The 23,877-nt window shown below is 52.6% G+C and carries 15 protein-coding genes; 9 read left to right on the top strand and 6 right to left on the bottom strand.

Annotation, left to right across the window (positions count from 1 at the left end; all coding sequences use genetic code 11):
- Positions 1–50: 50 nt before the first annotated feature.
- The 3 genes from BUE18_RS09035 to BUE18_RS09025 all read right to left on the bottom strand — a co-directional run bounded on the left by BUE18_RS09035 (position 51) and on the right by BUE18_RS09025 (position 5,319).
- Positions 51–1,757 carry an acyl-CoA dehydrogenase family protein gene (locus tag BUE18_RS09035; RefSeq protein WP_073475026.1) on the bottom strand — a complete coding sequence of 569 codons (1,707 nt, stop codon included), beginning with the start codon at positions 1,755–1,757 and terminating at the stop codon, positions 51–53.
- Positions 1,758–2,030: 273 nt separating this feature from the next.
- Complete coding sequence (locus tag BUE18_RS09030; protein ID WP_073475025.1) at positions 2,031–3,761, bottom strand: ankyrin repeat domain-containing protein; 1,731 nt, start codon at positions 3,759–3,761, stop codon at positions 2,031–2,033.
- A gap of 22 nt (positions 3,762–3,783) precedes the next feature.
- Complete coding sequence (locus BUE18_RS09025; protein WP_170868307.1) at positions 3,784–5,319, bottom strand: ankyrin repeat domain-containing protein; 1,536 nt, start codon at positions 5,317–5,319, stop codon at positions 3,784–3,786.
- 817 nt (positions 5,320–6,136) lie between these two features.
- Here BUE18_RS09025 and BUE18_RS09020 point away from each other — a divergent pair.
- The 4 genes from BUE18_RS09020 to BUE18_RS09005 all read left to right on the top strand — a co-directional run bounded on the left by BUE18_RS09020 (position 6,137) and on the right by BUE18_RS09005 (position 13,743).
- A complete protein-coding gene (locus BUE18_RS09020) occupies positions 6,137–7,678 on the top strand; it encodes a hypothetical protein (RefSeq protein WP_139264659.1) in 1,542 nt (513 codons plus the stop codon).
- Between the two features lie 137 nt (positions 7,679–7,815).
- A complete protein-coding gene (locus BUE18_RS09015) occupies positions 7,816–9,873 on the top strand; it encodes a hypothetical protein (protein ID WP_073475020.1) in 2,058 nt (685 codons plus the stop codon).
- A gap of 28 nt (positions 9,874–9,901) precedes the next feature.
- Positions 9,902–11,848 carry a serine/threonine protein kinase gene (locus tag BUE18_RS09010; RefSeq protein ID WP_073475018.1) on the top strand — a complete coding sequence of 649 codons (1,947 nt, stop codon included), beginning with the start codon at positions 9,902–9,904 and terminating at the stop codon, positions 11,846–11,848.
- On the top strand, positions 11,845–13,743 hold the full coding sequence (locus BUE18_RS09005; protein ID WP_073475016.1) for a serine/threonine protein kinase: 1,899 nt from the start codon (positions 11,845–11,847) through the stop codon (positions 13,741–13,743). The genes BUE18_RS09010 and BUE18_RS09005 overlap by 4 nt, the downstream gene beginning before the upstream one ends.
- A gap of 84 nt (positions 13,744–13,827) precedes the next feature.
- Here BUE18_RS09005 and BUE18_RS09000 read toward each other — a convergent pair whose 3' ends face one another.
- Complete coding sequence (locus tag BUE18_RS09000; RefSeq protein ID WP_073475014.1) at positions 13,828–14,502, bottom strand: PspA/IM30 family protein; 675 nt, start codon at positions 14,500–14,502, stop codon at positions 13,828–13,830.
- A gap of 211 nt (positions 14,503–14,713) precedes the next feature.
- On the bottom strand, positions 14,714–16,003 hold the full coding sequence (locus BUE18_RS08995) for a radical SAM family protein (protein WP_083610904.1): 1,290 nt from the start codon (positions 16,001–16,003) through the stop codon (positions 14,714–14,716).
- A gap of 231 nt (positions 16,004–16,234) precedes the next feature.
- On the opposite strand from BUE18_RS08995, the gene BUE18_RS08990 reads away from it, so the two are divergent.
- From BUE18_RS08990 to BUE18_RS08970, 5 genes are read left to right on the top strand one after another with little or no spacing between them, the layout of a single operon-like run.
- Positions 16,235–16,654, top strand: a complete 420-nt coding sequence (locus BUE18_RS08990; protein WP_015948344.1) for an ExbD/TolR family protein — start codon at positions 16,235–16,237, stop codon at positions 16,652–16,654.
- A gap of 1 nt (position 16,655) precedes the next feature.
- Positions 16,656–17,393: an energy transducer TonB gene (locus BUE18_RS08985; protein WP_073475011.1), complete on the top strand. Its 738-nt coding sequence runs from the start codon at positions 16,656–16,658 to the stop codon at positions 17,391–17,393.
- On the top strand, positions 17,390–18,667 hold the full coding sequence (locus tag BUE18_RS08980) for a tetratricopeptide repeat protein (protein WP_073475009.1): 1,278 nt from the start codon (positions 17,390–17,392) through the stop codon (positions 18,665–18,667). The genes BUE18_RS08985 and BUE18_RS08980 overlap by 4 nt, the downstream gene beginning before the upstream one ends.
- Positions 18,664–19,464: an ATP-binding protein gene (locus BUE18_RS08975; protein WP_073475007.1), complete on the top strand. Its 801-nt coding sequence runs from the start codon at positions 18,664–18,666 to the stop codon at positions 19,462–19,464. The genes BUE18_RS08980 and BUE18_RS08975 overlap by 4 nt, the downstream gene beginning before the upstream one ends.
- A gap of 20 nt (positions 19,465–19,484) precedes the next feature.
- A complete protein-coding gene (locus tag BUE18_RS08970; RefSeq protein ID WP_073475005.1) occupies positions 19,485–22,511 on the top strand; it encodes a hypothetical protein in 3,027 nt (1,008 codons plus the stop codon).
- On the opposite strand, the gene BUE18_RS08965 is transcribed toward BUE18_RS08970, so the two are convergent.
- Positions 22,486–23,778, bottom strand: coding sequence for an MFS transporter (locus BUE18_RS08965; protein ID WP_073475003.1), 1,293 nt, complete (start codon positions 23,776–23,778; stop codon positions 22,486–22,488). The genes BUE18_RS08970 and BUE18_RS08965 overlap by 26 nt on opposite strands.
- Positions 23,779–23,877 lie beyond the last annotated feature (99 nt).

Genomic DNA, 23,877 nt, shown 5'->3' with positions numbered 1-23,877 from the left:
AAGGCGAGGGCCGAAGCCCCCGCCTTTTGGATTTCCGTTGCAAGCACGAATCAGGGATTCATGGTGTATGCGTCGATGAGGGAATACACGTGTTTTTCCAGGACGCGGTTGAACTTGTCGTCATCCACCACCGGGCTTTGGATGCACTTGAGGATGGCTTCCTTTTGCTCGGGCGTGGCCGTGGGCTTGCCGTTGACGGCCAGGGCGTACCTGGAGAAATCCCGCACGAACACGTCAAAAATTTCGTCCAGCAGGTCGTCGTCCAGGTTTTCAATCTTGGCGCTTTCGATGATGAGCTGCCCGTAAGCCACGATGGTGAAGATTTCTCCGACAGCCAGCAGGAAGTCAAAATCGTTGAGCATTTGCTTGCCCAGGTCCATGCCCGAGAGCATGAGCCATTCCACAAAAGCCTTGATCTGCTTTTTGAAGATGTTCACGTTGGGCAGGTCCACGCTGTTGTATGCGATGTTGTAGTCGTGGAACTGGATTTTTCCGTAGCCGCGGGTGGGGCCCTGGTCGAACATGTGGTCGTCATTGCGGGCGTCCGTGATGCGGCCGACTTCCGGGTATTCTTTGGGATTGAAGAAGTAATTGGGCAGCAGCTTGGCGATGAGCGCCATGTTCACGTGGCGGGTGCCTTCCAGCTTGGGGAAGCCCCGGAGGTCCACCACGGCCTGGGAGAAGTAGTTGTCCTTTTCAAAGCCCTTGGCGGCGATGATGTCCCAGAGCATTTCGTGGACTTCTTCACCCTGGATGGCCACCTTCATCTTCATGATGGGGTTGTACAGCATGTAGCGTTTGTCTTCCTTGGAGGCGGCGCGCATGTAATCCGTGGCGCGCAGGCCGAAGAGCTTCATGCCGGCCAGGCGGCAATAGGAATCCAGAAAAAGACGCTTTACATGGGGGAAGTCCGTCACGAACTTGCCGTACACGTTGCGGTGGGCTGCGTGATTCAGGGCTTCATAAAAGGAATGGGTGACAATGCCCGTGGCGCCGGAGCCGATGTTGAACTTGCAGATGTTGATGGTGTTCAGCATGTCGTCCCAGGCTTTGGGGCCGCGAGTGGTGATGTCGGCGTCCGTCACAGGATAGTCGTGGAGGATGAACTCGGACACGTAGTTCTGGGCGTGAATGACATTCTTGACCAGCTCGAATTTCTCGTGCTGGGAATCCGCCACAAAGAACACGTACTCATCGGTGTCGGCGATCTTGCCGAAAACCGTGATCGTGGAAGCCTTGTTGCCGTTGCCGATGTAATATTTGCTGCCCCGGGCCAGGTAGGTTCCGTCTTCCTGGGGATAGAGCTTCATCTCGGAGGAATAAATGTCGGCGCCGTGCTCCTTTTCGGACAGGCCGAAGGCGCACAAGGGGTTCTGGCGCAGGGTTTCCACGGCGCGGTGCTTCAGCTCCTCATTGTCGCCCAGGAACACCGGGTCCAGGCCCAGGGTGGAAACATGGTAGGTGTACCAGTATGGCATGCCGTAAAAACCCGTGATTTCGGAAAATTCGTACATGCGATAGGTGCTGTAGTATTGGTCTTCGCTGCCGTATCCCTTGGGCAGGAAAAGGGTTTCAAAAATCCCTTCCTTTTTAATGAACTCGGTGAAGTCGTCCGTAAACTCGGCGGCGTAATAGTCTTCCTTCATTTTTGCCAAGCCCTTGTTCTCGAAAAATTCGATGGTCTTGAGCATGATTTCCTTGGACCGTTCGTCGGGATAGTTCCGGTCCTGGTAATTTTTGGGATTGAGAAGCAGCATTATTAACTCCTTTAGGTCGTTTTAAAAAAAGGTCGCGTCTGGAAAATGACTGAACAAAATAATATTGCAGATTCGTCGGTTTTTAGACAAGTGTGTATTTCATACGCTGTTATAGCAAAAAAAAACGGGGGAGACGACTTTTTTTCTGACCGCTTGAGGAAAACAAAACGCCCAAAGGCTTCCTGGGCTATGAGGATGTCTTTGGGCGGTTCAAGACAATAAAAATGGAAGGGCTTTACGGCGACTCGCGCTCAAGGCCAAAACCTCGTTGCGCTACTCAGCAGGTCCACGTTCTTTGGCCTTTTGGGCCAGCCTGGCTTCCAGAGCGGGAAGCCCTTTTCGCCAGGTTTCAATTTCCATGACAATGGACCCGTTTTCCTGAAGCGCAGTTTTTCCCGTACAGTCTTTCAGGTTGGGATCCGCACCGAAGTCCAATAGTATTTGGGCTATTTCTCCGGTTTTGGCTCCAAACAACGGAGATTCGCCCCAGGCGTTTTGAGCATTGGGGTCAGCGCCTTTCATGAGAAGGTATTCCGCAGCGCCCGGGTGCTTATTCCATGCGGCATGATGCAGCAATGTGGAATAATTATTGTCCGTATCAAGCGCCGCCTGGGGGCATCTATCCAACAACTCCTTGATTTTTATCAAACTTCCCGTTCTTTTGGTATGACGCTTGATTGCGGAGTCACTGCAGCTATCATATATGGCATCCAAAACTTCTTCAAAATTGGTGGGGACGTAAGGCACAGGGCGCCCCATCTCTTGAAAGGCGCTTTCCAAATAAACCCGCGCCTTATGCCGAGCAGCCCACACATAAGGGGTTTCACCCCATCTATTGGTTATGTTCGGATCTACGCCCTGCTCGAACCAATATTCAAGCCGCGCTGCGTATTCTTTTGGATTGCGCACTATGCCGGAAGTGCACACGAAGTGAAACTTGGTGTTTCCGTCCCGATTTTGAACATGTAAATCAGCCCCTCTTGCAACCAGAAAATCCTCTGTCTCATGATCATAAGTCATCATCAGGGGCGTTCCATTCTCGGTTCTATGCAGAATGGAGTGCCTTGAAACGTAGCATTTCGGAACGCATGGATCGCCTTCATGCTTGACCGCGTTTATATCCGCCCCCTTGGAAAGCAGGTAATCGATCATGCTCTTCCAATCCCCTTGAAACACGGGGTTTTTTCTATTCCTGGCTTTTTTCACGTGATAGGGCATAACCGCTGGGCCCATAATTGGAGTATATCCCCAATCGGAGCCTTGGTTGACGTCGGCCCCCTTTTCGACCAAAAACTTCGCCACATCCAGATGGCACATGGTTGCAGCAATATGCAACGGCGTCTCGCCAAAGGAATTTACTTGGCGGATGACGTTGGAGTCCGCCTGATACATGCTCTTTACCTGTTCCAGGTCCCCGTCACAGGCGGCCTTAAAAATTCCGGATTCAAATTTTTCAACCCGTGTACGAATAGCATCCGAGGGGGTGCGCCTGATAAAAGCATCGAGTAATCGAAAGGTTTTTTTTTGCTTGCATGCAATATCTCTTTTTTCTTCAAGCATTTTTTGGACTGCCAGATCCAGCTTTTCCTCCCTGGTGAGGAAGCTGTCATCTTGCGCTCCCCCCGCTGTTTCGGCTCCGCCGCCCTGGAGATTAACCGGCAAAATTTTTTCCGGGGCTGGGGCGGTTTGAGGCTTTTGCCTGCGATATTGGGAAGATGGATTGCCGGCTGTTGCCGAAGGCGCGGAATTTGCGTTTGCACGGGAAGAACCCGCCGCACTGGCGGGCGCGGCGCCCCGGGAGGTTACGATGCGTTCCACTTTGGATTTAGGATAGGAAATCTCGCCTCCAAAACGAATGCACTTAATGAACGCACCTTCTTCCCAGGCTTGCTCCACGTCAATGCGCTTGCCGTTTTTAAAAACAACCGTATCAGCCTGAGCGGAGGCTGGCAGACACGCAATAAGAAGTATGAAAACAATATATAGGGTTCCGAGGCGCTTCATGAATAATATCTCCTTCCACCCTCTATTGAAAAGAGGCGGCAATTTCCCGGAATGTTCTATTTTCTGAAACTTGCGCGGGAGTCTCCCCGTTAATATCCCTGGCATTCAGGCTGCCTCCCGCCATTATATGCATTTTAATTAAGGCGTTAATGTCTGAAGAATGGGTGTATTGGAGGCCGACGAAATGCAGTGGAATCCGGCCCATATTATTTTTAATTGCGGCGTCGGCCCCTTTTGCCAGGAGCGCCTTAACAGCGTCGTTATGTTCCGCCCACAAATGGAGCGCCGTATTCCCTTCGCTGTCCTGCACGTTAACGGGAATTCCGTAATCCATTAAATAGGCAAAGGCGTCCACGTTGCAATATTCTCCCGCCCAGTGCAATAAGGTGCGGCCGAATCTGTCTTTTTGTTTGGCAAGGTCCGGATTTTGCCTCAGTAAAATGTCTATGGCGTTTACATCATAGGAGCCCATCCCGATATTGCCATGAGCAAAAGCCAAGCGCGGAAAGGATGATGTTTTGGGTCTTCTTTGAAATTGCTCTCGCGCGGTAACGCGTATGGCGGTCCTGACGTCTCCGAACATCACGGGGACGGAAGGCATGGGGACTCCGGCTTTTTCCAAAATCTTCCCGACTTGTTTTCGACGGCCGAATTCCACGGCGCTTTCTACGGGAGTATGGCCCCATTTATTTTGAGAGTTCAAAGAAGAGGCGTATTTCAGTAAAAACGCGGCTTTTTTTTCCGATTTCGGAACCTGGCCGCGCAGGGCAATATGAAGCGCAGTATCTCCGTGGCTGTTATAGGCGTTGATGTTGGTCCCGCATTTTATAAGAAGCGCGGCGTTGTCGTACTTTTCTTCCGCCACGGCAAGCATAAACGCCGTGCCTTCCTTATCGGCATTGTATATCGATCTGGCGGGATCGTTCACCAGTTCCAGATCCGCGCCCTTGCGCGCCAGAAGAGAAATTGCATCATGACTGTTTTTTCGCTGCACGGCGAACATTATGGCCGTCATTCCATAATCGTTGCCTGCATTTATATCCAAACCTTTATCAAGAAAGTATTGAATCTGTTTCGCGTCTCGAACGCTGGACATCAGCAGATTTTTTCCGTTTCTATCGGTCTGAAAAACAATTTCGGGGTTTTCCTCTATCATCTCCTGCAATTCATCCAAATAGCCCCACCCTGCAAGCTCAAAGGCCCGGCTTTTGTAGGTTCTGTCGACTCCAGGCTTGGTGTAATTGGTTCTCACCTTAAAGGGCTCAGGATATTTGAACGGCTCGTTGGCCAGACATTTCCACTTGGGAACATTGGTTACTGGCTCTGCAAATGCGGGAAGCGAGGTTTTCTGGTCCGTTTTCTCTACGCTCTTTATGGTAACCTTAGGATACTTCACCAACTTGCCAAATCGGTAGCAGTTGTAAGCGTCCTCGTCCTCCCACACCTTTTTAACCGTAATTTCTTTGCCGCTTTTAAATATAATAACGTCGGCCCATAGCATGGGAGCCGTTAGGCCGCCGCACACCGCGATCAACATTAACCATTTAAAGATTTTCACTATTCCATCCATAGATGAGATTCCGGATTGTTGATTTCGAACGGGGAAGATCTCTGACGGGACCAACCGCGCTATTGAGTGGCAATGCCTTGGCATTAGCACGTGTTTTTCCTTACCTCAAGTAAAAAGTCCTGAATAATACCGGCGAGCAGGGGGATAGAATCTGAGTATTATACCAGGATTCAGAATTGATTTTCCTCAATAATCCTGCTAAGGACAAGGTTATTCCACGCAAAGGACTGCTCAAGGCGCAAGTACAACGCATTGTTATTACAGGTTATAAAACATTTATATGGACGAAAGCCCGTATAAGCCCGGAGAAGATATATCATCCATGGAACCTCAATATAACATCATTTTCAGGGGTAAAATTGTAAGCGGCAAGGATCCGGAAAACGCCCGAAAGGTCCTGAATGCGATTTTCAAGCAACAAGCGCCCAAGGTCCTGGGTTCCATGAATGGAGGCGCCCCGTACATCCGGAAAAACCTGACTTTGGACCAGGCCAGAAAGTTCAAAGCGGTTTTTGACAAGGCGGGGGCGCAGATCCAGGTTGTAAAGACCTTCAAGTGCCCGGATTGCGGCCACATCCAGAAGACGAACAGCCAGTGCGAAAAATGCATGAATCTGAAAATGGAGTTCGAGTCCGGCCCGGAGCCGGACCCGATTGACGAAACTCCAGCCAAGGCGGCTGCAAGCCCAAAGCGCCCCAAAGGCAAAGGACCCGCTCCGACTTTTTCCACCAAAAAGCTGAACCAGTACGCCACGTATAAAGTGGTGTTTAAAGGTAAAATACAGCCGGGATTTGACCAGGAGACTGTGAAAAACCACCTGGCCAATGAGTTCAAGGCCGAGGTTTTTAAAGTGAACGCCCCGTTCGCCGGAGGGGACGATTATCACCAGGGACGGTTAAACGGGATAAAGGCTGAGGAACTGCGGGAGCGATTTGAGCTCGCCGGCGCTCTGGTGGAGGTGATCGAAACCGTTAAGTGCCCCATGTGCGGCAAGGTCTTGGATGCGGGGGAAAACTGCCCGGATTGCTTTGAAGAACGGGAGCCCCAGGCAATAGAAGACGCGGGCGCCTTGGACATCGCCCCGGAGATTGCCAAACCCCAAAGGGATAATGCCGCCTTTGGAGAGGGGGTAGACGATAAGGAGGAATTACGTCTGGAAGGCATGGTTCGCTTCAGAAGGGGCGTCATTCTCTTTTCCGTCTTGTTCCTCCTCCATTCGTTCATTGGACGCGAAAGAGCCTTTGCCATCTCCTGGATATATTTGCTCCCGGTTCCCTATTTTCTTGGGGCCTGCTACAACCTGGCAAAACATAAAGGCTATTCAACCAAATTCGGCCTATTGGGTATTCTCAGTCTATTAGGGGCAACGGTGATGCTTTTGCTGCCTAATAAATCCCAGGGCGGCGAACACGGCCGTTTTTTAAAAAAAGACATAGTTGTTGGCTCCGTTCTTGCAGCTTTCCTCCTGATTTTTCCGATCTCTGCAGGCACCGGCGCTCATAAAATAAAGTCCTATTCCGGAGAATTTGAAGTCTACAGAGAAAAACTCATTCATTCTGATGCGCAGGAACCCATGGATGTCATGGTCGCTGAGTTGGAGAGTTTTATTGATCACAGCTTTTCAATTCAATCTTCGATGAAGCCAAGGACATTAGAAGCTTTAGAGAACGCAGAAAAAATGATCACAATATTGGAGTTTTTCTTCATTCGCCTTCAACGCTTGCAAGCCCTCCAGATGCAAACCGAAGCAGGCGTCTCTCCTGATTTCACGGACGCCTCGCTGGCCGGGCTTCAGCATCGTATAATGACGGATTTTAAAAAGAAAACCTCAAACGAAAGAACCGGGGTGACTTCACACGCTTTTCAAGTCTGGCTGCACCTCACTCAGACGTCGGTTAAAATGGTTAAGGACAAAAAAATTAAACCTTTTATAAAATGCCTGAATGAATCCTTTGAGGTTCTGAATGATCAGTTAGCCATTTATATGGGGGAAAACTTTCTTACGCCTCCCATTCATGTCGACCAAATTTTTAACGCTCCAAACTACGCCGATTTTCCAGCGGATTATAAGAGCGTCTCAAAGGAAAAGCTGGAAGAGTATGTCACAATAAACGTGAGCGAAAATGGGTTTATAACTTTCACAATCAAGGCAAATGAAGAGTTTCCGTCCTGGACGGCTGGAAAAACCGTTGTGTTTATTCCCACGGCCACAAAAAAAATCGATTTCCGGGGTAGAGTAAAATACTTGTTTAAAATAAAAAGAGTCGGAGGAAACCTGCAAGACGCCTTTCTCGAGAAAAGAAATGTCCTATATGAAGCGACGCGCCAGTTTCAGCTGCGATTGTAATTATATAGGGCGTTTTACATAAACTTTCAAAGACGCCGCTCCTTTGCCGGCCAGGCGCCCCCTTTTGAGGCCCGCAAGCGCCGATTTGTCCGCCTCCCATTTGAGGCCGGTGTTAACCTTGAGAAAATATATCGTTCATGGAACCTCAATATAACATCATTTTCAGGGATGAAATCCTGAGCGGCAAAGATCCGGAAAACGCCCGAAAGGTCCTGACCGCGGTTTTCAAGCAACAAGCGCCCAAGGTTCTGACTTCCATGAACGGAGGCGCCCCGTACATCCGAAAAAACCTGACTTTGGACCAGGCCAGAAAGTTCAAAGCGGTTTTTGACAAAGCGGGAGCGCAGATCCAGGTGGTAAAGACTTTCAAGTGCCCGGATTGCGGCCATATCCAGAAGACCAACAGCCAGTGCGAAAAATGCATGAATCTGAAAATGGAGTTCGAGTCCGGCCCGAACCAGCCCGACGAACCTCCTGCCAAAGCAGCCGCAAACCCAAAACCACCCAAAGAAGAAGGGCCTGCTCCGACTTTTTCCACGAAAAAACTAAACCAGTTCTCGACCTATAAACTGGTCTTTAAAGGTGAGATCCAGCCGGGATTTGACCAGGACGCCGTGAAAAAAAACCTGGCCATAGAGTTCAAAGCCGAGGTTTTTCAAGTGAACGCCCCGTTTGCAGGAGGGGACGACTATCACCAGGGGCAGTTAAACGGGATAAAGGCCGAGGAATTGCGGGAGCGGTTTGAACGCGCGGGCGCCCTGGTGGAGGTGATCGAAACCGTTAAGTGCCCCATGTGCGGCAAGGTCTTGGAGGCGGGGGAAAACTGCCCGGATTGCTTTGAGGAGCATGAGGGTCCGGTAGTTCAAGACGCGGGCTACGTAAGCGGCGTCCCGGAATCCTCCAAAATAGAAAAATCCACCTTTGGGGAAGAGGTGGGGGAAAACGAGGAATTTCGGCGGGAGGCCGCCAAACGATTCACAAGGGGCGCTATAATATTATCTGTCTTATTCGCCTGGAACTATTATGCCGGAAAGGGAGTAGCCTTTGATTTCGACTTAACCTATCTCCTGTCAGCTCCGTATTTCTGCAGGGGCTGTTTCTTCATGGCCAAGGCGAAAGGTTATTCCAAATGGTTCTGGCTTCTGGGGCCGCCCCTGTTAATCGGCGTTGGCGTCATGTATTTGATGCCGGATAAATCAAGCGGCAAAGAAAAAACTCCGGACGCCGGCGGCGCCCCCTTTTATAAAAGGGACTATGTCTGGGGCGCTGTTTGTCTGACTGTAATGGCAATTTTGCCCCTGGAAGACGTCGTCACGCATTTCAGGTACAATGCCGCGCTAAAAAAGACGAACCTGATTATGCAAAACGCCAGCGACATGTCGTATACAACGCCGCCAACAGAACAGGCTAATGCGCTGATTGCTCATTTGGACGAACTATTTTCCATCCAAAGTTACTACAGAGTAAATTCCCGCCAGGCAATCTTAATACGCGAAGGATACACTTCCATAATGGAATGCTTTTTCATCGGGCTGCAGGGCAAGCATCTCAGGCAAAGCATGTCGGCGGAAGGGGTTTTGGACGGGTACTCCGTAGAAGAAATTTTTCATCTTAAAAAGAAGGTGATAGAAGCGTTTGAAGACATGGTCCTGGAAGAACCAACCCCTATAACGGAGCAAACGTATATCGTTTGGTACATGGTTACGCACAAAAACGATATCCCCGAAAGTTTCCCCAAGCAATTCATGCAAGAGCTTAACTCCAACATAGACGCAATAATGGATATCCTGAAAATATACATGGAAGAGAACTACCTGGCGCCGCCCATCCATGAAGACCAGATTTTCAACCCCCAGAATTACGCCTCGGACCCCAATGAGTACAATCCAAGGTCCAGGAAGGTGCTTGAAAAAGCGGCGACCATAAGCATCGACAAATTTTCAGGGATTCATTTAGTGCTCAAGGAGACTTCGTTTACTCCAAAGGAATATGTCGGCTCTCGACTTGTGTTCGTTCCCAAAGTTCACAAGGAATTTAAGAATAGTCGAGAAACGCACATATACCGTTATTATAGAGTTGGGGGCGACCTTCCGGACTATCTGCTTGGAAAAAGGGACGTCTTGGCGAGGGCGTCATATAAAATGGTAGAGAGACATAGGGTTTATCAAAAACACCACCCATTGCTGACCAGATAATCCTTTAAACCGCAGCAAGTCAGGTTTTATGGACGATATTCAAGCACTGTCCCAAAGCGGACGCTACCTCAACCCCAGACTGCTGGGCTCGGGGGCGACAGCCAACGTGTATGCGGCTCGCAACCTAAAAACCGGCAGGGACGTTGCTGTTAAAATTTTGCATCCCAGCCTGGCCCGGGACGCCGCCAACCTGGAGCAATTCAAGCGGGAGATTCAAATAGCCCGGCTGGTGAAGCATCCCGGCATGGTCCCGGTTTACAACATGATGCGCCTGAAAGGGCGGGTTTGCATGGAAATGGAGCTGCTGCGGGGCATGACCCTGAAGCAGTATCTCCACAGCCAGGGAAGATTGTCCCTAAGCCTTGCCGCTAAAATCGGGACGAAAATCGCCGGAATCCTCCAGGCGTGCCACAAGAGCAGCGTCATCCACCGGGACCTGAAGCCCCAGAACATTTTCCTCACCAAGGAAGGCCGGGTGCGGATTTTGGACTTTGGCATCGCCAAGGTGACGGCCGTGAGCGACCTGACCAAAACCGGGGTTTCCCTGGGCACCCCGGAGTATATGGCGCCGGAGCTGTTCGCAGGATCGTCCTCGGACCCCAGGACCGACCTGTACAGCCTGGGGATCATCCTTTTTGAAATGATTGCGGGCCGCCCCCCCTTCCAGGGCGACTCCATCGCCGAGCTGTTCACCACCCATCTTAGGACTCCGGTTCCCAATCTTCAGGAGTATAATCCGCAAACGCCGGCCTGGCTGAAAGAGGCCGTAAGCAAGCTGCTGGAAAAAAATCCGGTCAACAGATACCAGTGCGTGGAGGAGTTTCTGCTGGATTGCAAAAACCGGAGCGTAGCCGCCAACGCCCTGCCGAGTTTAAAAAAAACGCCCTGCATCCATTGCGGCGAAGAAACCATCAAGAACCTGCCTTTTTGTGTTTTTTGCGGGTTCGGCTTTTCCCAAGCCTCGCGGGACGGAAGGTTTCGGCTGGTTCGCAATGTGGACCATCGGAACTTCCGGATACCTAAATCCGAAAAAAGGGAATTGCTGTCCTTTATCAATGAAACCTTTGACCTGGACCTAAAAAAAATTCCCGCCCACCGAAAAGTCCTGCTTACGGGCGTGGACAAAATGTTTGCGGAGCTGGTTCAAAAAAAGGCGGAGCGTAAAAACATCTTTCTGCAAGTGCACGAAATATCGGGAGTCAAAGACTCAACCGCGGAAGCGCTCCGGCTGTCGACTTTTTTGCTTCCCATTCTTTACCTGATCTTATTCCTGCGTTATTTCGTCCTTCTCATTTTTGAAGTCACCACACGGGCTACCTCCCTGCAATTTATACTGCCGCTTATTGTGGCGGTGGCCGCCGGGGTATTAGTGTTCGCCATATCAGCCTCCATTATCGTCCGATCCAGCCTGGAGCCCATTCTCAAGCATAAGGACATCTTTTCGAAAGATTTTTTCCAGGACGTCAAATGGCTGCGCAATGTATCCGGCGCCCTGCAAAAACCCAGAACCGATGAAATGCGATTGTCGCTGGCCCAAAGCATTGAGCAGATCCTTCTGCTTAAGGAAAACGCCGGCGACGTTCCGGGCCAGGGCCTGGAAATGGAAAAGATGAAGGAGTTGATTCTTATCTGCGCCCGCGTAGCAAACCTGGCCAGCGAGGTCGACGACGTGCTCACGCAAATTGACTGGCACGGACTGGACGCCGAGCGCCTGACGGACAAGGCCTTGAAGGGCGACATGTTCTATATGGACCTGTTGGTGCAGTATCAGGATTTGCAGGAAAAGCGCGATTCTCTCATGGCCCGGTTTAACGAGTTGCGCTTTACCCTGAATCGCTTATGCTCCCAAACCCTGGTTTTGAAAATGGAATTGGGGCAGGACGTGCTGGAGGAATATGAATCCGGCCTGAAATCCCTGGAAAAGGAGCTTGGCGCGTTGGCTGAAGTGAGGCTGGAGGTGACATCCCTGATATGAGCGCTTTTAATGATTTGAAAAAAGGCAGCGTGCTGAAAAAGCGCTACCGGATAGAAAGAGTCCTTGGCAGCGGCCATAGCTCGGTCGTTTATGAAGCGTTGGACATGCGGTCCGACACCCATGTCGCTATTAAGGTCATGGACCCGCTTCTCAACCTGGACTCCACCATCCAGGAACGTTTTCTGAGGGAGGTCCAAATCCTTCAGCCCATTAACCATCCTAATATCATCCAGGTGTACGACGCCTTTGAAACCCATGGCTGGCGATGCATCAGCATGGAGATCGCCCCGGGCCGGGACGGGAAGGAATACATCAGCCAAAGCGGCCCCATGCCTTTGGCCGTGTTCCTGAAAATTGTGGATCAACTATTGGACGCCCTGGCCGCTTGCCACGATAAAGGCGTTGTGCACCGGGACGTCAAGCCTCAAAACATAGCTATCGATGGGGAGCACCATGTCAAGCTGCTGGATTTCGGCATCGCTAAAATGAACACCATGAGCGACCTGACTAAAACCGGCGCCTCCCTGGGCACTCCGGAATACATGGCGCCTGAAATCTTCCGCAAGGGAACGTCGTTCGACCCCAGAATCGACATCTACGCCGTAGGCCTGGTTATGCACGAGTTTCTGTCCGGCAAATCCCTGTTCCAGGCCAAAACGCTGAACGCCTTGTTTAAATTGCATCAAACAGCGGACAGAGCGCCCGTAAGCGAAATGAGGCCGGACCTGCCTGACTGGATCGATTCCATCATCGCCAAATGCCTGGAGCCGGACCCGGCGGAACGGTATCAGTCCATTATTGAACTCCAAAGCGACATCAACAAAAGCAAAATGGCGGCCGCCCATTTGCAAAGGCAGGCTGAACCGGCGCTTTGCAGCAATTGCCGAGCCAAGTTGTTCGCTCATACGCCTTTTTGCTGCCAATGCGGGGCTTTCGCCGAAGTCAAATTGACGCCTGGCGAGTACTCCCTGATCATCCAGGAATGCGGGGAGCACAAAGGGCTGGCGAAGTTTCTGGAAAAAACGCATAGGAAGGTTTCGGCTAAAGAGGTGGAAAAAAGCCTGGAAAAGCCTCCGGTGCTGGTTGCCAAAAGCGTCAGCAAAGAGACGGCGGAAAGGCTGGCGGCGGACTTGTCGCTGTTTCCCTGCCGCAGCCTGGTCTCCAACCGTCTGTCTCAAGCCTTTAAGTTGCCGGATTATTACGCAGCCATAGCATTTGTTTTGCCTCTGATCCTGATTATGTTCTCCGGAGCCAAAGCCAACGCCTTGCTGACTGCAGGCCTGGTTTTGCTTGTGCTGGAAGCGGCCGCCTTTGCAATGTACCTGCGCAAAACCCGGCCGCTGATAAACATCAGCATCCAGGACGCCGGGCAGCCTCCGCCGCCCAAGGCATTGGAGTACGCCGAAGGAATCAAAGGGCTGTCCACGCCCAGGTTCCGAAGCGCCATGGGAAACCTGTTCTCCAAATATTTCAGGATTCACAAAAAGATTTCCCGGATGACCAGCGGAGAGCTTGAAGCCGAGGCGCTCGACCGGGTCATGGGCCTCGCCCTGGACAGCCTTAAAACCGCGGAGGAGTATATGCAGGCCCTAAGCTCCACATCCATTGCGGAGCTTAAGGAAAGGGAGTTTCGGCTTACCACGCAAATTGAAATGGCAAAAAACGTGGAAACAACCGATAAGCTGATCAAGGCCAAGGCGGAATGCCTGTCTCAAATCACGATGTACCGGGAGATGGAAGACAAGTATCACAACCTGTTTACGTCCGTGACTCAGGCCAACGGAGCCTTGCAACGCTATGAAGATTCCCTGATGGACGCATCGGAGGAAGGCATGATCAATGCGTTGGTGGAAAAAATGAACAACGCCCTGGTCATTGACGGAGATTTTCACTGACAAAAAAGCCCCGGATGGATTTCCGGGGCCTTGATAATTCGGGATATTACTTCCGCGCTTCCGCGCGTTTTTTGACGACCGGCCTTAATGTCCCATCTTGGCTTTCAGGGCGGCCAGGGCGTCGTCGCCTTTTTTGTCGCGCTCCATGGCGGCGAACTTGGCTTCCAAAGCGTCGGAGGAAGGATCGCCCATCAACTCCACAGCAGCTTCCGCATCCGCTTCCATGGCCAACACCTTTTCGTTCAAAGCCTCCATGGCCGCCAAGGGGGAGCTTGCGTCGGTCGAGCCCATGCGGTCCGCCACGCTTTTCTTGGCCTCCGCAGCCTTATATTGAGCCGCCAGCAGATTGTACTTTCTTTTGGAGTCTTCCACCTGTTTTTTCGCCTTGCCCAGGGATTGCTTCAGCTTCACCGTAGCGTCCCGCTGGGTTTCCCAATCTTTAAGGACTTCCCTAGCGCTGTCCGTAAATTCTTCTTTTTTCAGCAGAGCTTCCTTGGCCAGGAATTCGTCGCCGTTTTCCAGGGCCAGCATGGCTTTCTTTTCCCAGGAGTCCGCTTTGGCGATTAAATCGTCCAACTGCATTTTAAGGCGCTTTTCATCCGCCATGGCGGCGGCGACCGCTTTTTGCAGCGTGGATATTTGCTTGTTGGTTTCCTCCACAAACAACCTGATCTGGTCTTCCGGGCTCATCATTTTATCAACCGCCCTATCGGTTTTTCCTTTTATCATGGCGGAAACTTTTCCAAAAAAGCCAGCCATCGCAGCCTCCTTTTTCACTGAATATGCGCAAGCCGCCTGGATTTGGCGGTCCGCTCCTGTCTGTGAGATATTATGATTTCACCCCGGCAAGAGAAATTGCCGTCAGGATACTGATTGTCCTAAAAATTGATTGTTGAATTTTTGCATAAACTATCTTTCAATAGCGGAATTACTTCGCGAATGCAACCCTAAGAATCCCAGTCGCACTGTATTATTTATTAAAACTTTCCTTGGGCGGGTTGAAGTAGCCGAAGCGGACGTTGGGGCGCTGCCGGGAAATTTGATCCAGCATGACATCCACGCCGATGGGCGCGCCGCACTCGGCGGCCTGGGACATGGCGTCGCAATACTGGCGGGGGTTGAAATTCATGTTCCGCCACTGGATCATGTTTACGGGATGATCCTTGAGAAACTTGAGGAAAGATTCGGACTCCTCCGGGGAATCGGTGAAACCCGGCATGTTCAAATAGTTGATGGACACCCACTTGCCGCGAAACCCCGCCATGTCGATGCTTTTCAAGACGTCCTTGAACTCGTAGGAGGGGCGGAAATAAGCCTCGTAGCATTCCGGGCGCACGCTGTTCATGCTCACGCGGATGGAGTCCAGGCCGGCGTCCAGGCATTGCTGCAGAAGATCCGGCCTGCTGCCGTTAGAGTTCAGGTTGATGGTGCCGTCGGAGGTTTGCTCCCGGATCATGGCGATGGCCGGGGCGATGACCTTGGCCGCCAATAGGGGCTCGCCTTCGCAACCCTGGCCGAAGCTGACCACGCCGTTTTTCACCCGGGAAAGGTGCTCCAGGGCGACCTGGGCGATTTCTTCGGAGGTGGGCGTGAAGTTGATCCGGTCCTGGCTGTGGGGGATGGGGCTGTCCTTTTGCAGGGACAGGCAGCCCAGGCACCTTGCGTTGCAGGTCTGGGCCGTGGGCAGGGGGGCTTCCTCCCGGCCGATGAACATATTCTTGGCCGCCGGGCAACCGTAAACCAGGGCGCAATGCTCCAAATGCCGGGCCAGCCGGTTTTGGGGATATTTTTTTTGAAAGCGCTTGACCCCGCTTTCCACCTTTTCGCGAGGCATGAGCCGCAGATCCTGGCGCCGGGAGCGATCCACGCGCATGGCGGCGACCACTATGTCCTCGCCGTCCCATCCGCAGGCGCCGTAGGAAAACAAAGGCAAAGCCTGGGCGCCGGGCTCTTCAATAAATGCGCAGGAAGCCGCGGCGATATAGCCGGGGGAGTTGAAGGTTGCCACGGGAAATATGGGCTCACCCGGGTTGTAGGGATTTTCCTCCAGGGCGACCAATTCCATGGAGTCCAGGTCCAGGGCGACCAGAGTTCTGTCGGGCAGAAAAAGGGTTTCGCTGCCGTGAGGCTGGACGATCAGCTTTTCCCCGTCCAGGGGCGTCAGGTAATTTCCCGAGGCGCCGACGGCGGCGTAGCCTTCCAGTTCAAAAATTTCGCCTTCTTCGTTGGCCGCCAGGGGCGCTACGGCTTCAAAGTCCATTTTTTTCATCCCTTCTTGCAGTTTATTGATTGGGGCAGGATATTTCTTTACGTTCGCCAAGTCAAGGGGACTCAAACGCTGAAATTTTAAAGATGTAGTCTTGCTAACATCCGGTTTTCATGTACAATGGAGGCGGCTAACGGCGCTATGCAGAATTGCGGGGCGCCTTGACGCGAAAACCTCCGTTATTTTAGCATGGTAAAAGCCCTGTTGCGTGGAGCGTAAAGGCCAATGCTTAACATCACTGCATCCAGACGAAACAAAGGCCAGGGAGTGGAGCTGAACATCGCCCCTCTCATTGATATGGTCTTTATTTTGCTGATATTCTTCCTGGTCACCACCAGCTTTGTGCGGGAAACCGGCGTGGACGTGGAGCGCCCCTCCGCGGCCACGGCTGTGACCAAAAATCAATCCAGCATCCTGATAGCCGTCACCCGGGATAACCGGGTGTTTATGGAAAAAAGGGAGCTGGACCCGCGCACAGTGCGCGCCAATGTGGAAAGGGCCCTGGCGGAAAATCCCGAAGCCGGGGTCGTGGTGGTTGCAGACAAAGAAAGCATGACCGGCATGGTCATTGAAGTTATGGACGAATGCAGGCTGGCGGGAGCCAAAAACGTGTCCATTGCGGCGAGCCTGGATTCGGGAGGGTAATGTGGGCGAGGCCGTCGGCAGCCAAAAGCAGTTCGGGTTGGGAGAGGGTAAAGCCTGGGCCTTGGCGATTGTTATCGCCCTGGTTCTGAACCTGATTTTTTTCGGCCTCATGCCGGGCCTGATGACCCGGGCGCCCCGGGAGCAGCCTCGCATGGCGACGGGAGATCCTGTACGCATTGAAAGGCTCAGGCCGCCCGAGCCGGAAAAACCGCGTCCGCCGGTCCCTCAAGAGACGCAGCAAGCCGCTTCCCAGCCGGTTTCGCCCATGCCCCAGGCCAACGCGCCGGACGCGTCCCGGCCTGACATCGCGCCGGTCCCCTTGGAGTTGAACCCGGCCCTGCCGCCTTCCTCGGTGTCATTTCCCGCGCCTGAATATAAAACGGTCCCGTTGCCTGACGCCAGGCCCGCGCCGGTCCCAGCGGTCGCGCATCAGGGATTATATGAAATCTCGGAACTGGACGCACCCCCCAGGCGGTTGTCAGGAGGGAGGCCAGTCTATCCCTTACGGGCGAAGCGCATGGGCGTGGAAGGGTCGGTCAAGGTCCGCTTTATATGGACCAAAGAGGGGAAAATCCGGGACATTCAAATTTTGGAGGCCGATCCTCCCGGCTTTTTTGAAAAATCAGCCAAGGAGTATTTGGACAAAATTTTGCGCCTGAGCATAGGGACGAAGGATGGAGTCCCGGTGGATTATCCCATGACTCAGACCCTGCATTTCCGACTGGGAGGCGAAGAATGATCAAGATCCGCCTCGTTATTTTTATAGCACTGTTGATATTATTTGCCTGTCCGACCTATTCATTAGCGGATGAACCGATTTCCAGGCCCTTGCACAACGCCTTGGAAAAAGCCCAGTCCCTGATGGCCATGGGGGAGTATGGAAAGGCCTCCAATCTGCTGGAAGAGTTCCGCAAGAAAAATGACGACCAGCATTATCTGCTGGATTTCATCCAGGGCGCCGCCTATCTGGAGCAAGCCAAGCCTTCCCTTGCCAAGGCGCGATTTGCCGCCTGCATCCGGCAAAAGCCCGACTACCTGCCTGCCTGGCAAAATCTGGCGCGTTGCTGGTTTGACCTGGGCGACATGCCCCAGGCGGCCGATAATTATATGAAGGCCTACGCCCTTTCCAACCCCAAGGAGCCGGACCTGTTGTATTACGCCGCCGCATGCCTGGCTTCGGGCGGGGACTATCCCGCAGCTCTGGAAGCATTCCGCCGGCTCATGGCCGAACACAAAAGCCAGGCCCGGCTGGAATGGAAAGAGGCCTTGGTTCAAACCCTGATCCAGGCCGATAAACAGGGCGAATCCCTGCCCGTTCTGGAGGAAATCATCCGGGAAGCGACTGGCGATAGAAAGCGCCGCTGGCAGGAGGTCCTTTTATATCAGTACGCGGAACTGGGCATGGATAAAAAGGCCGTGGCCTATGTGCACGCCTTGTTGGACGAGTATCCGGAGGAGCCATTATGGTGGAAAACCCTGTGGCGCCTTCACCTGAACCAGGGAAGATATAAAGAGGCGCTGGCCGGCCTGGTTGTATACAGCTTTTTCCAGCCGCTCACGCCCAAGGAAATCGAGTTGGCCGGAGATTTGTATTCGGCCTCCGGGGTTCCAGGAAAAGCCGCTGGTTTTTATGGACAAGCATTGAAAAACAAACAGGACCCGGACGTAATCCTTAAGATTGCCGGCGCTTTCCATCGAATAGGGAAGTTGCAGGAGGCTCTGGATTGGCTGGATAAAGCCTTGGAGCAGGATCAGAAAAGTACGATTTTGTTATCCCGGGCCTATATCTTATATGATATGAAGAATTATTCAAAGGCTGCAACGGCGTTTAAAACGGCGGCGCCCCAGGCGAAGAAGCCGGGGCAAGCCTGGCTCATGGCAGGATTTGCAGCGTATAATGCGAACAACCTGGGTAATGCCAAGGATTTCTTGAAAAACGCCGAAAAGTACCAATATTCTAAAAAGACGGCGTCGACGCTGTTGTCTCACATAATGCAACAGGAGGATTCATGAAGATTGCGATATGCGGAAAAGGCGGGGCCGGCAAAAGCACCATTTCGGCTCTCATTTCCCGGGGTCTTACGGAAGCGGGATTTCGGGTTTTGCTCATGGACGCGGATGAGTCCAACTTTGGGCTCCATCGTCTGCTTGGCGTGGAGCAGCCCGTCAATTTGATGGAAAGCATGGGCGGCAAGCCCGAACTGAAAAAAAAGATGAACCAGGCTTTTCGGGAGAACCAGCCGGTTCAATATCTCAGCCAGGCGCTGACCACTTCGGACATCCCGGAGGAGTGCTTTGCCGAGTCGGACGGGGTCAAACTGGTTTCCATGGGCAAGATTCACGATTTTGGCGAAGGCTGCGCCTGCCCCATCGGCGTTCTGTCCCGGAACTTCTTGAACAACCTGGTTCTTTCGGACGACGAGGTTGTGGTGATAGATACGGAAGCCGGGGTGGAGCATTTCGGCCGGGGTTTGGACGCCAACTGCGACCTGATTATCGGGGTGGTGGATCCCACTTTTGAGTCCTTTAAGCTGGCGGGAAAAATGCTTGAAATGGCTGACAAGGCTTTCAAAAAGATCTTTTTCATCCAAAACAAAGTAAACGACAAGGTGCGGGAGGCTTTTTCCGCGGCCCTGCCTGGGGATAAAATCGCCGGAGAGATTCCCCAGGACGAAGACCTGTTTCTGAATAGCCTCAACGGGACGAAAATGTCGTCTGCGCCTCCGCAAGTCCAGGATATATGCGCATTCATCAAAGAGCACTGGGTTAAGCCGGCGCCCAAAAGCGCTGTTTCGCCCCTTAAGTTATAATCGGCTTTAGAAAGGGCTTTATGGCAGAGCGTTCGAAGAGCATCTTTTTTGATGATAAAGACCACGAACTCCTTGAAATCGTAAACGGCGTAATCGCCCGGGGCGAAACCGTCAGCGTCCCCGGGGGCGCCTTTTACGACCATTTTCATCCCAATGGAATCATGGAGATGGCCGAGTCCCGCGGGTTAAGGCTTGCGCACGCCGTGGTCATCTTGCTCCAGTCCCTGGAAGTGGGCGGATTGGAGGATCGTCTCCGGGCTCTTCGTTATCTTCGCGTGGCGGTGTACAGCATGTCGGTCGGCCCCATGCCCCAGAATACGGCCAGGGTGCTTTTGCAGATCACCAAGGAGCTGGTTCGCGCCCAGGGCGACTACCAGCGCCAATTGGAGCTTGCCCGCGACTTTCGCATGACCGCCACGGGCAAGCCGCGGAAAGTCCGGCAACAGCTAAGAAAGTATCATTTATTGGAAATGCCGGAGGAATGGAACCAAATCGCCTTTGACGACCACGTGCACGACTCCAGCACCAAGGGCCGCAAAAGCCCCACCCATCTGATTATGGACGCCTGGATCAAAGGGATCCGGCGTTTGAGAATCATCCAGTATAATTACGTGGAGCCCAGAGCGGCCGCCGAGCTCATGGAAGCAGGTAAAATCATGGGCATGGACGTTCGCATCGGCATCGAATACGCCGCCAAATTCCGGGATAAATACATTTATCTGATCTGGCGCCCCCGGGGGTTTGCTGACGTCCAGTCTTTTTTATGCTTCCTGGCAGAGCCCGAAATTGCAGATTTTCTGGCCCAGGGGAAAAAAGTGGCCCAATATCAAAAGGAGCATGTCCTGGAGGTTTTGGACAACTTTAATTCAAAGCATATACCCGCTTTGGAAAAAACCCTGGGCGTCAGGATGACGGCGTTAGGGCATCGGGATTTTCTGGAATTTGTGGGCTCCGCCCAAGTTTCATTGCTGCATCTTGCCAGATTCGTCCATATGAACCTTTTGCCATTGATGCAAAAACGCACGGAGGCGTTGCGCCGGGAATACGCAGAGGCCAGCGATTCCAGAAAACAGGTGATAGAAGCTCTTGTGGAGGAAATGGATCGCCTGGACATGGAAGCCATTTATCAACAGCATTTGGAGCCCATGGCCAATCCCTGCCTTGCGGACTCCCAGCAGGTTTGCAGGATAGGAAATGTGCCGGAGCTGTTGACCCTGACTCCATCCGAACTGGTGCATCGCCTGGACAGGCTTCACCGCGATTACCGCCTTACCCTGAACCTTAGCAACCTGGAGGCGGTTGATGTCCTGGAGCTGCTGTACGACTGCGAAGGGCTGATCACCCGTCTGGAAATATTCAATCTCAAGGATTTTGATAAGGGGCAAACCCACCACACAGCCGGCATCAACGAGCTTCAACGCGCCTTGAATACGGACAATCCCATCAAGCTGAAAAAGGTCATCAACAAAATCAGCAATTCGGTGCGGGCTTCGGACAAGCCTGACAAGGAAGATCTCCTCACCAAGCTGGACGCCATTCTTCACGACCTGGAAAGCTACAACGCCCTGTACTCCGGCCGTCCTTTAAAGCCTCGCATCGGGAGCGACTCAACCGGCTTGTCGCCCCATGTCCATGGAATGGGGCTTGTAATCCGGGAAACCCTGCCGGACAGGATGCAAAAACACTTGAAGCACGATCGCGATCCCATCCGCGTAACTATCCCGCTGCGCATGGAAGTGTGGAAGAGGACGACTTTTGTACCGCCCCACGGGGCCAATCTTCCTTTAAGGCTTATCAGAAAAATTCCCGGCTTGCGCAGCATCGGGTGTTTGAAAGTCAACGACTGGGTTGTTCAGCAAAATACGGTGCGAACCGTGGAGCCCGGCAATATCGTCACACTTGGCGGCCTTCCCAAGACGAGAAAAAACGGGCTGAGCCTCAATCCTCCGGAAAAAAAGCCGCCGAAGATGCCGTCCTTAAGGTATTTGAGCACGCCGCTATTGAACTTCCTGAAGGTGTTTATAGGTTTCATTCCGGCGTTTCTGACCTTTTTTCTAACCAAGGACTGGTGGCTGCTCGCCTATTTTGGCGCCCTGATTTGGTTCAGCATAACCGGGTTTCGCAATATCGTTCAATCCGTGCTTGGAGGCGGGGGGCTTAAGCGGTCGCCCTTTTTAAAATGGAACGACTTTGTCAGTTGGGATCGCATAACCGACTCCCTGCTGTTTACCGGATTTTCCGTGCCTTTGCTGGACTACCTGGTCAAAACCCTGCTCATGGACAGAACCCTCGGCCTGAACACCACGACCAACCCTTTGGCCTTGTATGCGGTAATGGGGCTGGTCAACGGAATTTATATTTCGGGTCATAATATATTGAGAGGCCTGCCGCGGGCTGCAGCCACGGGGAATTTTTTCAGGAGCATCCTTTCCATTCCCGTGGCGTTTTTTCTCAACTTTCTCGCGGGCATGATTTTAGGCTCTTTGGGAGTTCAGGGCGTCGATCAGGTTCTGCAAAAATGGGCGGCGATTATTTCCAAAACAGCTTCGGACTCGGTGGCCGGCATCATTGAAGGGACGGCGGACCGGCTTGTAAACATGCGCACCGGCCTGCGAGACTACGCTGGCAAGATGCGCAGTTTTATGGGGGTTTACACCCAACTCCAGGTTCTGCTGCCTGAGGTTCCGGCGGATGACATACTCAATTCTCCGGCCCTTTTCGCCCGCAAACCGAAATCCGAGATAGAAGACCTGCAAAAACTGCTGATCATGCATTCCCTGGACATGCTCTATTTTTGGGATTATCTGCCCCGGGGCCGGGACGCGCTGTTGGCCCTGCTGTCCAACTTATCCCGAGAAGAGTACCAGATGCTGCTGCACTCCCTGGAGGTGCTGGAGCAGCAAAAGCTGGTCAGCCAATTGTTCATCGACGGTCTGGTGGGCAAAAACTTCGCCAAAGCCCTGGCGTTTTACCTGAATCGATCAGGCTCCTATTTGAAATCCATGCGGATGCTGGAGTTTGCTATGCTTGGGGAACTGGGCGTTTGATGGTCAATATCAGCGCGGAGCCCCCAAACGCCATGACTGCGTACAAGGCGTAAGCAAAGTCATATGAGCCGGTGAGGTCGTAACTGACCCCGGCGGCGATGGGGCCGATGAGGGGCAGGGTTAGAAACAACATGAGATATTTTAAAACGCTGGCAAAGGCCCGGCGGCCGAACAGGTAACCCGTTAAAATGGGATACGTGGACATGACGCCGCCCATGCAAAAGCCGAAAAGCGCCATAAAGCCGTACATGGCCGGCAGGCAGTCTTTAATCAGGGAGAGGGAAAGGCCGATCCCGGCGCCTGCCATTAAAAGGGAAATCACCCGCCGCGGCTCAAACCGGTCGCACAAAGAGCCCCACACGTATTTTCCCACGGCTCCGATAAAAGCGGTTATGGCCATCAGCACCATGGCTTTCATGGGCGAAAAGCCCTCGTCCGCAAATCGGGGCTGCAACTGGCTCATCACTCCCATGACGCCGGCCAGGGTCAGCACGTAGGCGAAGCCCATCTTCCAAAATGCCGGAGCTCTTACCAGGTCCTTGAATTTCCACTCCGCGCCCTCGAAATCGGGAAACTGATTGGGCAGCAGGTCCGCAGCGTCCAGTTCTTCCCCTTGGTTCTCTTCTTCCGCATTGCCTATGCCGCTTAAGCCGTCCGGAAGCAGGCCGTAGGTCTCGGGCCAGTCCCGGACGATGAACCAGGCTATGGGGCCCAAAAGCATCATGAACAGCCCGATGATGAGCGTGGTCCATTTCATGCCGATGGCAAAAACCATGGACATAGCGACCAGAGGAACCACCGCCCCGGAAAAACTGATGGCCGCGGCGGCAAAGCCCATGGCCTGCCCGCGCTTGAGGATGAACCAGTTGCTGACAGCCGTATTGGCCACGATGCCGCCATAGGCGTTGTTTCCCAGGTACAGCAAAACAAAAACGATGTAAAACTGCCAAAGGGCCGTTACATGACCGATGCCTATAAACATGATTCCGGCGAAAAACGGGCCGATGACCATCAGGAGCCGCGGACCGATTTTTTCCACCACGGTTCCGTATAAAAACTGCACCAGATAGCCGAAGAACATACCCGTCGACAAAGCGAAATTTACGTCCGTACGCGACCATCCATTGGCATGGCACAATGGATCCATGAATGCATTAAGGATGTAAAAACCGGTTCCCACACTTAAGAAATTTGCAGCAAAGGCTACGGCGACAACATACCACCCATAGAATATCTTACTGTCAGGACGGGGAGTCAGCATCAGCATATGTATTTATCCTTATTGAAATAGCCCATAGGCAAGGAGAAAAACATAGCATTTTGCCGCCGGGTTCAGCAACACAATTGTATAAATTAAAACATGAGG

Source organism: Desulfatibacillum alkenivorans DSM 16219, assembly GCF_900142135.1.
GTDB classification, from domain to species: Bacteria; Desulfobacterota; Desulfobacteria; order Desulfobacterales; family Desulfatibacillaceae; genus Desulfatibacillum; species Desulfatibacillum alkenivorans.
The sequence above is the reverse complement of the archived record's forward strand: the minus strand, read 5'-3'. Positions and strand labels throughout refer to the sequence as shown.

Excerpts from the sequence above, each read along its gene's own strand:
- BUE18_RS08995 (WP_083610904.1), bottom strand. The coding sequence starts at position 16,003 with ATGGACTTTGAAGCCGTAGCGCCCCTGGCGGCCAACGAAGAAGGCGAA.
- BUE18_RS09010 (WP_073475018.1), top strand. The coding sequence starts at position 9,902 with ATGGACGATATTCAAGCACTGTCCCAAAGCGGACGCTACCTCAACCCC.
- BUE18_RS08970 (WP_073475005.1), top strand. The coding sequence starts at position 19,485 with ATGGCAGAGCGTTCGAAGAGCATCTTTTTTGATGATAAAGACCACGAA.
- BUE18_RS09005 (WP_073475016.1), top strand. The coding sequence starts at position 11,845 with ATGAGCGCTTTTAATGATTTGAAAAAAGGCAGCGTGCTGAAAAAGCGC.
- BUE18_RS08965 (WP_073475003.1), bottom strand. The coding sequence starts at position 23,778 with ATGCTGATGCTGACTCCCCGTCCTGACAGTAAGATATTCTATGGGTGG.
- BUE18_RS09000 (WP_073475014.1), bottom strand. The coding sequence starts at position 14,502 with ATGGCTGGCTTTTTTGGAAAAGTTTCCGCCATGATAAAAGGAAAAACC.
- BUE18_RS08975 (WP_073475007.1), top strand. The coding sequence starts at position 18,664 with ATGAAGATTGCGATATGCGGAAAAGGCGGGGCCGGCAAAAGCACCATT.
- BUE18_RS09015 (WP_073475020.1), top strand. The coding sequence starts at position 7,816 with ATGGAACCTCAATATAACATCATTTTCAGGGATGAAATCCTGAGCGGC.
- BUE18_RS08980 (WP_073475009.1), top strand. The coding sequence starts at position 17,390 with ATGATCAAGATCCGCCTCGTTATTTTTATAGCACTGTTGATATTATTT.
- BUE18_RS09030 (WP_073475025.1), bottom strand. The coding sequence starts at position 3,761 with ATGAAGCGCCTCGGAACCCTATATATTGTTTTCATACTTCTTATTGCG.
- BUE18_RS09035 (WP_073475026.1), bottom strand. The coding sequence starts at position 1,757 with ATGCTGCTTCTCAATCCCAAAAATTACCAGGACCGGAACTATCCCGAC.
- BUE18_RS08990 (WP_015948344.1), top strand. The coding sequence starts at position 16,235 with ATGCTTAACATCACTGCATCCAGACGAAACAAAGGCCAGGGAGTGGAG.